The sequence below is a fragment of the Streptomyces sp. NPDC001027 genome (genome assembly GCF_040299045.1).
Classification (GTDB): Bacteria; Actinomycetota; Actinomycetes; order Streptomycetales; family Streptomycetaceae; genus Streptomyces.
Window position 1 is genome coordinate 1 of the sequence record NZ_JBEPBI010000310.1, and the last position, 7,649, is coordinate 7,649.

Here is a 7,649-nt window from a genome sequence, read left to right on the forward strand (position 1 = left end):
AGAAGGGCCAGGTCCTCGGTCTGCTCGGACCCAACGGCGCCGGCAAGACGACGACCCTGCGCATGCTGATGGGCCTGATCACGCCCGACGGCGGCGAGATCCGCGTCTTCGGCCACGCCATCCGCCCCGGCGCCCCCGTGCTCTCCCGCGTCGGCTCCTTCGTGGAGGGCGCCGGCTTCCTGCCGCACCTGACCGGCCGGGAGAACCTCGAGCTGTACTGGCGGGCCACCGGCCGCCCCGCCGAGGACGCCCACCTCGACGAGGCCCTGGAGATCGCCGACCTCGGCGACGCCCTCGCCCGCGCGGTGCGCACCTACTCCCAGGGCATGCGCCAGCGCCTCGCCATCGCCCAGGCCATGCTCGGCCTGCCGGACCTGCTCATCCTCGACGAGCCCACCAACGGCCTCGACCCGCCGCAGATCCGCGAGATGCGCGAGGTGATGATCCGCTACGCGGCGGCCGGCCGCACGGTCATCGTCTCCAGCCACCTGCTCTCCGAGGTCGAGCAGTCCTGCACGCACCTCGTCGTCATGGACCGCGGCCGCCTCGTCCAGGCCGGCCCGGTCGCCGAGATCGTCGGCTCCGGCGACACCCTCCTCGTCGGCGCCGCCGTCCCCGTCGACGAGCCGATCGTCGAGAAGATCGCCGCGCTGCCCGGCGTGGCCTCCGCGCTCCCCGTCGACGACGGCCTGCTGATCCGCCTGGACGCCGACGGCACCGCCCGGCGCCTGATCGCCGAACTCGTCCGGCTCGACGTGCCGGTGACCTCGGTCGGCCCGCACCGCCGCCTGGAGGACGCCTTCCTCACCCTGATCGGAGGTTCCGCATGAGCACGCTCACCGAGGTCGCCTCCGGCTACCAGCCCGGCCGCACCCTGCCGCTGCGCGTGGAGCTGGTCCGCCAGCTCAAGCGCCGCCGCACGCTGATCATGGGCGGCATCCTCGCCGCCCTGCCGTTCGTCCTGCTCATCGCCTTCGCCATCGGCGGCGAGCCCGGCGGCCGCAACGGCCAGGTGACCCTGATGGACACGGCGACCGCCTCGGGCGCCAACTTCGCCGCGGTCAACCTGTTCGTGTCGGCGGGCTTCCTGCTCGTCATCCCGGTCGCCCTGTTCTGCGGGGACACCGTCGCCTCGGAGGCCGGCTGGTCCTCCCTGCGCTACCTCCTCGCCGCGCCCGTGCCCCGCGCCCGGCTGCTGTCGTCCAAGCTCGTCGTCGGCCTCGGCCTCAGCCTGGCCGCGATGGTCCTGCTGCCGGTCGTCGCCCTCGCGGTCGGCAGCGCCGCCTACGGCTGGGGCCCGCTGGAGCTGCCCACCGGCGGCGCGCTCGACTCCGGCACGGCCGCCCAGCGGCTCGTCGTGGTCGTCGGCTATGTCTTCGTCTCCCAACTCGTCACCGCGGGACTCGCGTTCTGGCTCTCCACGAAGACCGACGCCCCCCTCGGCGCGGTCGGCGGCGCGGTCGGCCTGACCATCGTCGGCAACGTCCTGGACGCCGTCACCGCCCTCGGCGACTGGCGCGACTTCCTCCCCGCGCACTGGCAGTTCGCCTGGGCCGACGCCGTCCAGCCCACCCCCGAGTGGTCCGGCATGATCCAGGGCGCCGCCGTCTCCGTGACCTACGCCCTGGTGCTGTTCGCCCTGGCCTTCCGGGGTTTCGCCCGCAAGGACGTCGTCTCCTAGGTCACCGGAGGATCACCCACCGGTCTCGGAGACCGCCCCCCGTGTCCCTTTCGAGACGCTTCCGCAACACCCCGTGCCGCACGTTCCGGCCCCCTGCCCCGTCACAGTCACAGACGTCGACGGACACAGGGGGCAGACATGAGGAACCACCGGGCATCGGCGCTGTTCGCCGTCACGGCCGCAGCGGCACTGCTGCTGACCGGCTGCGGCGCGGGCGAGGACTCCGGCGGCGGCAAGGCGGCGGACGGAGCGGCCCACCGCACCGAGCCCCTCCCCGCGCCGAGCGCACCGCGCGCCGGCGAGAGGAGCGACGAGAAGAGCGGCGAAAACAGCGACGAGGGGCGCTCCGACCGCCTCTCCACCTTCGCCCTGGACGTGGACACCGCGTCCTACGGCTACGCCCGCCGCACCCTCGCCGAGGGCCGCCGCCCGGACCCCGCCACCGTGCGTCCCGAGGAGTTCGTCAACAGCTTCCGCCAGGACTACGAACGCCCGGACGGCAACGGCTTCTCGGTCACCGTCGACGGCGCCCGCACCGGCGACGACGACTGGTCCCTGGTCCGCGTGGGCCTCGCCACCCGCACGGCCGCGCAGCAGGGCGAGCGCCCGCCCGCCGCCCTCACCTTCGTCATCGACGTCTCCGGCTCGATGGGCGAACCCGGCCGCCTGGACCTCGCCAGGTCCGCCCTCGACACGATGACCGACCGTCTGCGCGACGACGACTCCGTCGCCCTCGTCACGTTCAGCGGGGAGGCCGAGACCGTCCTGCCGATGACCCGGCTCGGCGGCCACCGCGGCCGCGTCCACGACGCCGTCGACGGCCTGGAACCCACCGACTCCACCAACCTCGGGGCCGGCGTGGAGACCGGCTACGCCACCGCCGTCGAGGGACTGCGCAAGGACGCCACCAACCGGGTCGTCCTGATCTCGGACGCCCTCGCCAACACCGGCGACACCGACGCCGACGCGATTCTGGAGCGCATCGACACCGCCCGCCGCGAACACGGCGTCACCCTCTTCGGCGTCGGCGTCGGCAGCGACTACGGCGACGCTCTGATGGAACGCCTGGCCGACAAGGGCGACGGCCACACCGTCTACGTGTCGGACGAGAGCGACGCCCGCAAGGTCTTCTGCGACGACCTCCCGCGCAACGTCGACCTGACCGCCCGCGACGCCAAGGCCCAGGTCGCCTTCGATCCCGACACGGTCGCCGAGTTCCGCCTCGTCGGCTACGACGACCGCAAGGTCGCCGACGACGACTTCCGCGACGACCGCGTCGACGGCGGCGAGGTCGGCCCCGGCCACACGGTCACCGCCCTGTACGCCGTGCGCGTCAAGCCCGGCGCCGACGGACGTCTCGCCACCGCCACCGTCCGCTGGCTCGACCCCGAGACCCGCACCCCGCACGAGGCCTCCGGCCGACTGGAGACCGGCGCCCTGCGCGACGACCTCGCCGACGCCTCCGTCCGCTTCCGGGTCACGGCGACGGCCGCCTACTTCGCCGACGCCCTGCGCCGCCCCGAGAGCAGGCTCCCGGACGCCCCCGGCCTCGCCGAACTGCAGGAGAGCGCCGAGACGTTGGCGAGGAAGACGAAGGACGCGGACGTCACCGCCCTCGCCGACGCGATCGCCGACGCGAACCACCTGGACCTGTAGGACACACCGGGGACGGCGCACGAAACGGCGGGCCACCGGAGAACCGGTGACCCGCCGTCGCGGTACGTGGGGCCGATGCTCAGCCGTTGCCCGCGCCGTTGCCGGCGAGCACGGAGATGTCGTCCAGGATGTGCGACAGGGGCTCGTCGCCCTTGGCCTGGGTGCTGTTCTCCACGCACTGCTGGTTCTGCGGGGAGGACAGGACGTTGATGTCCTGGACGTTGATCGGGACGGCGCCGACGAGGCCCTGCAGACCGAGCTTGGCGGGCAGGCCGATGCAGGGCTTGTTCAGCGAGCCCTGGACCAGCGAGAGCTGCGGGCTCATGTCGCCGAAGGTGGCCGAGTTGCCGAACTCCGACGAGGCGCCGTTGCCGCTGGCGGAAGTGGTGCCGCTGTCGTCACCGATGGCCAGGGCCTGCGGGGCGCTCACGGCCGCGAGACCGGCGACCGAGGCGGCGAGGGCCGCGGATGCCCACAGCTTCTTCATGTTCGTTCCCTTTCGAAAGGCGCGGACACCGGGGGAGGAGCCGCATGATCAACAACGCCCCGCCCCCGCCCGGGGTTGCGTAATGTGCCCCGATCGGCCCAGCGCACCGGCCGCCTGCACCGCGCGCCCCTCACCTGCACGCGTACGCGCTCCCGCGCACCGCCACCGTGCTGCCGAGAACGGTCGGCGGATCCTTCGGCCTGGGGTTCTTGCCCTCGGCGACCAGCGGCTGGTCCCTGCGCACCTTCGTGAAGAGCGCGTCCGCCTTCCGGTCGTCCCAGGCCAGCGCCGAGCCGATGCCCAGCGAGGCCGGGGCGAACCCGCCGATCGGCGCGGTCGTGAACTCCGTCGCCGCGTCCGGCAGCCTGCGCAGCGCGGCCGCCTCCTGGGCGAGCTCGTGCAGCGAGAACCCCGGCTGACCGCCCCCGAGGAAGGTGCGCACCAGATGCAGGGTGCGGCGCGGGTCGTCGAGCAGTCTGCGGGCCTGCACCTCGAGCAACGACTGCAGCAGGAAGCGCTGCTGACGCTGGATGCGGCCGAGGTCGGCGCTGGTGTCGACGTGCCGCGAGCGCACGTACTGCAGTGACTGCCCGCCGCCGAGCCGGTGCTTGCCCGGCTTGAGGTCCATGCCGGTCGCGAAGTCCTTCAGCCGCCGCGGCGTGCACACCTCGACGCCGCCGACCTCGTCCACGGAGTCCATGAAGCGCCGGAAGTCCACCTGGACGAACCGGTCGACGTTCAGCCCGGTCATGGACTCGACGGTCTTGACGGTGAGCTCCGCGCCGCCCTCCTGGTACGCCGCGTTGAGCTTCGCCGGATGGGCCTTGCGCTGCTTGCCGTCCGGGCCGCGGTACTGCGGGATGTGAGCCCAGGAGTCACGGGGCAGACCGACCACGCTGACGCGGTCCCGCCGCGCCGACAGATGGACGAGCATCAGGACGTCCGTGCAGCCGCAGGCCTGGCCGCCGGCGCGGAACTCGTGCTTCTCGTCGGCGGAGATGGTGTCCCGTTCGTCGGTGCCCATCAGCAGGATGTTCATCGCGCGCGGGGCGTGCTCCCGGGCGGGGAGCGCGGAACTGCCGAGCAGCGCGCCGGCGGCGGCCAGGACGATTGAGGGAATCGCCAGCCGACGTGGCAGTAGGTTTCTCTTCGTCGTCACCCGCGGCACGCTAGAACAGCGGGCCGCCGATGATCCGGCGGCCCGCTGCGGGGGCGGAGAAACCACCCCGGGGCTCAGGAAAAGAACCCGTTCACCACGTCGGACTCAGTGGTTGGCCGCACCGTTGCCGGCGAGCACCGAGATGTCGTCCAGGATGTGCGACAGCGGCTCGTCGCCCTTGGCCTGGGTGCTGTTCTCCACGCACTGCTGGTTCTGCGGGGAGGACAGGACGTTGACGTCCTGGACGTTGATCGGGACGGCGCCGAGGAGGCCCTGCGCCCCGATCTTGGCGGGCAGGCCGATGCACGGCTTGTTGAACGAGCCCTGGATGAGCGCCATCTGGGGGCTCATGTTGCCGAAGGTGGCCGAGTTGCCGAACGACTGGCTCGCGCCGTTGCCGCTGGCCGAGGTGGTGCCGCTGTCGTTGCCGATGGCGAGCGCCGGGGCTGCCGCGGCGGCGGAGACGCCGGCGACGGAGGCGGCGACCGCAGCGGTGGCCAGTACCTTCTTGATCACTTGTAAGTCCCTTCGTGAGAACCCCGTCCACCGGAGCGCTCTGAACAACGCATTCTGGGCTGCTTCGTTGCCACTGTTCACTCCGATGGCCTATTGGCGGGAAATCCGGTCGTCGGGTCGGACAAACCGATCGGGTGAAGGGCCGCAACCATTCACTCCGCATCCGGTTTTCCGGTGGCAGGCACATGGTCCTGGCACGGAGCCAGGGCAGGGAAAGGAAATCGAAATGCTGAAGAAGGCAATGGCCGCGGCTGCGGTCGCCGCTTCCGTCATCGGAGCGTCGGCGGCCGTCGCCCCCACGGCGTTCGCCATCGGGGACGACGCGGGCACGACCTCCGCCAGCGGCAACGGGGCGCGCGAGGCGTTCGGCAACTCGGTGACCAAGGGCGACATGAGCCCGCAGGCCACTCTGGTCCAGAGCTCGCTGAACAAGCTGTGCGTGGGCCTGCCGCTCAAGGTGGGCGTGCAGAGCATCCTGGGCGCCGTCCCGATCGACGTTCAGGACGTCAACGTCCTGGCCTCGCCGCAGGACCAGCAGTGCGCCGAGAACAGCACCCAGGCCAAGGGCGACGAGCCCCTGTCGCACATCCTGGACGACATCTCCGCCCTCTCGGGCAACGGCGTGGCCAACCACTGACGCCCGCGGCGCCGTGCGCCGGACGGTCCGTGCCTCTTTCGGCGGACCGTCCGGCTTCGCTGTTCGACCGGCGAACTTTCCTGATGTTCTGTCAATTTTTGTTGCACTGCTCAGGCGAATCGTTTCTCCCCGTTGATTCCGGCGGGTCAATTGTATGAAGGCGTTCGAGTGAATTCACGGACGACGCGCGTTCGTCAGTTTCTTCGGATGTCTATCTCTCGTTTGCAGCCTGCGAGTCATGGTGCGAGCCCTTCCAGTTGCGCTCGCTCGGTTTCGACCGTCATCTAGGCATGACCGCAGAGAAGGGAAACCCATGAAGAAGAGCGCTGCTGTTGTCGCGGGTCTGATCCTGGCCCTGGGCGGGGCTGCCCCCGCCTTCGCCGACGCCGGTGCCAACGGCGCTGCCATCGGCTCCCCGGGCGTCCTGTCCGGCAATGTCGTCCAGATTCCGATCCACATTCCGATCAACGTGTGCGGCAACTCGATCAACGTCATCGCCGCGCTGAACCCGACCGGCGGCAACGTCTGCATCAACGACTGACGACATGTCGTTCCCGGCCGTCCGGCCGGGTGCGGGCCGGCCTTGGACGACTTCCGTGTGGTCCGAGGCCGGCCTTTCCCACTTCTCCGAGCAGGAAGACCACGAGATTGCGACAGACCCTGAGCAGGGGAATGGTCGCGGCCGCCGCCGCGACGAGCATTCTGTCCCTGTGCGGGGGCGGCTACGCCCTCGCCGACGCGAACGCCGAGGGGGCGGCCAACGGTTCACCAGGTGCCCTCGCGGGCAACCGCGTAGAGGCCCCGCTGCACGTCCCGCTGACTGTCTGCGGGAACTCGGCGGACCTCGTCGCCGCGCTCGACCCCGCGTTCGGCAACGCCTGCGCCGAGCACGTGGGCGTCCGCGGGAACCGCGTGCACGGGACACCGAACGGCCACGACGACCCGCACGGCGGCGATTCCGGCTACGGCGCGTCCGACGAAGACCACCCGGGCTACGGCTACGACGACTCGGACGACGAAGAGCCCGGTTACGGCGACTCCGGCTACGGCGAATCGGACGAGGAGGGGGCCGGTTACGGCGACTCGGGCTACGGCGATTCCGGCTACGGGGACTCGGGCTACGGGGACTCCGGTCAGCAGGGCGGCCACGGGCACGGACACGGCGACGACTGCGGCGGCTACGGCGACACCTGCGGCGGCGGAGGCCACACGCCTCCGGGCGGCGGCCACGGTCACGGCACGCCTCCCGGCGGCGGGCACGGTCACGGCACGCCTCCCGGCGGCGGGCACGGTCACGGCACGCCTCCCGGCGGCGGGCACAGCACCCCGCCCGGCGGTGGCCATTCCATGCCTCCTGGCGGAGGGCACTCCACTCCGCCCGGCGGTGGTCACTCCACTCCGCCCGGCGGTGGTCACTCCACGCCTCCCGGCGGGGGCCACAGCACGCCGCCCGGCGGTGGTCACTCCACGCCTCCCGGCGGGGGCCACAGCACGCCGCCCGGCGGGGGTCACT

The 7,649-nt window shown here is 71.7% G+C and carries 9 protein-coding genes; 6 read left to right on the forward strand and 3 right to left on the reverse strand.

The annotated features are described in order from the left end of the window. The 3 genes from ABT300_RS38950 to ABT300_RS38960 form a co-directional block, all read left to right on the forward strand. Window positions 1–830: ABC transporter ATP-binding protein (locus tag ABT300_RS38950; RefSeq protein WP_351686377.1), on the forward strand; the 830-nt coding region annotated here is incomplete at its 5' end. Beyond that, complete coding sequence (locus tag ABT300_RS38955; RefSeq protein WP_351686380.1) at window positions 827–1,681, forward strand: ABC transporter permease; 855 nt, start codon at window positions 827–829, stop codon at window positions 1,679–1,681. The genes ABT300_RS38950 and ABT300_RS38955, both read left to right, overlap by 4 nt. Before the next feature lie 138 nt (window positions 1,682–1,819). Then, entirely contained in the window at window positions 1,820–3,337 is a 1,518-nt protein-coding gene (locus ABT300_RS38960; RefSeq protein ID WP_351686383.1) for a vWA domain-containing protein, read from the forward strand. Between the two features lie 79 nt (window positions 3,338–3,416). Here ABT300_RS38960 and ABT300_RS38965 read toward each other — a convergent pair whose 3' ends face one another. The 3 genes from ABT300_RS38965 to ABT300_RS38975 all read right to left on the reverse strand — a co-directional run bounded on the left by ABT300_RS38965 (window position 3,417) and on the right by ABT300_RS38975 (window position 5,499). After that, window positions 3,417–3,824, reverse strand: coding sequence for a rodlin (locus ABT300_RS38965; protein WP_351686386.1), 408 nt, complete (start codon window positions 3,822–3,824; stop codon window positions 3,417–3,419). Window positions 3,825–3,954: 130 nt separating this feature from the next. Further along, window positions 3,955–4,983, reverse strand: coding sequence for an LCP family protein (locus tag ABT300_RS38970; protein ID WP_351686389.1), 1,029 nt, complete (start codon window positions 4,981–4,983; stop codon window positions 3,955–3,957). A 105-nt stretch (window positions 4,984–5,088) separates the two neighbouring features. Beyond that, window positions 5,089–5,499, reverse strand: a complete 411-nt coding sequence (locus ABT300_RS38975; RefSeq protein WP_351686392.1) for a rodlin — start codon at window positions 5,497–5,499, stop codon at window positions 5,089–5,091. A gap of 226 nt (window positions 5,500–5,725) precedes the next feature. Between ABT300_RS38975 and ABT300_RS38980 the strand changes: the two genes are divergently transcribed. From ABT300_RS38980 to ABT300_RS38990, 3 genes are all read left to right on the forward strand, one after another. Then, a complete protein-coding gene (locus ABT300_RS38980; protein WP_351686399.1) occupies window positions 5,726–6,136 on the forward strand; it encodes a rodlin in 411 nt (136 codons plus the stop codon). Between the two features lie 313 nt (window positions 6,137–6,449). Next, window positions 6,450–6,677 (forward strand): chaplin, encoded by a 228-nt coding sequence (locus ABT300_RS38985; protein WP_054240076.1) that lies wholly within the window; start codon window positions 6,450–6,452, stop codon window positions 6,675–6,677. 107 nt (window positions 6,678–6,784) lie between these two features. Next, window positions 6,785–7,649: chaplin family protein (locus tag ABT300_RS38990; RefSeq protein ID WP_351686403.1), on the forward strand; the 865-nt coding region annotated here is incomplete at its 3' end.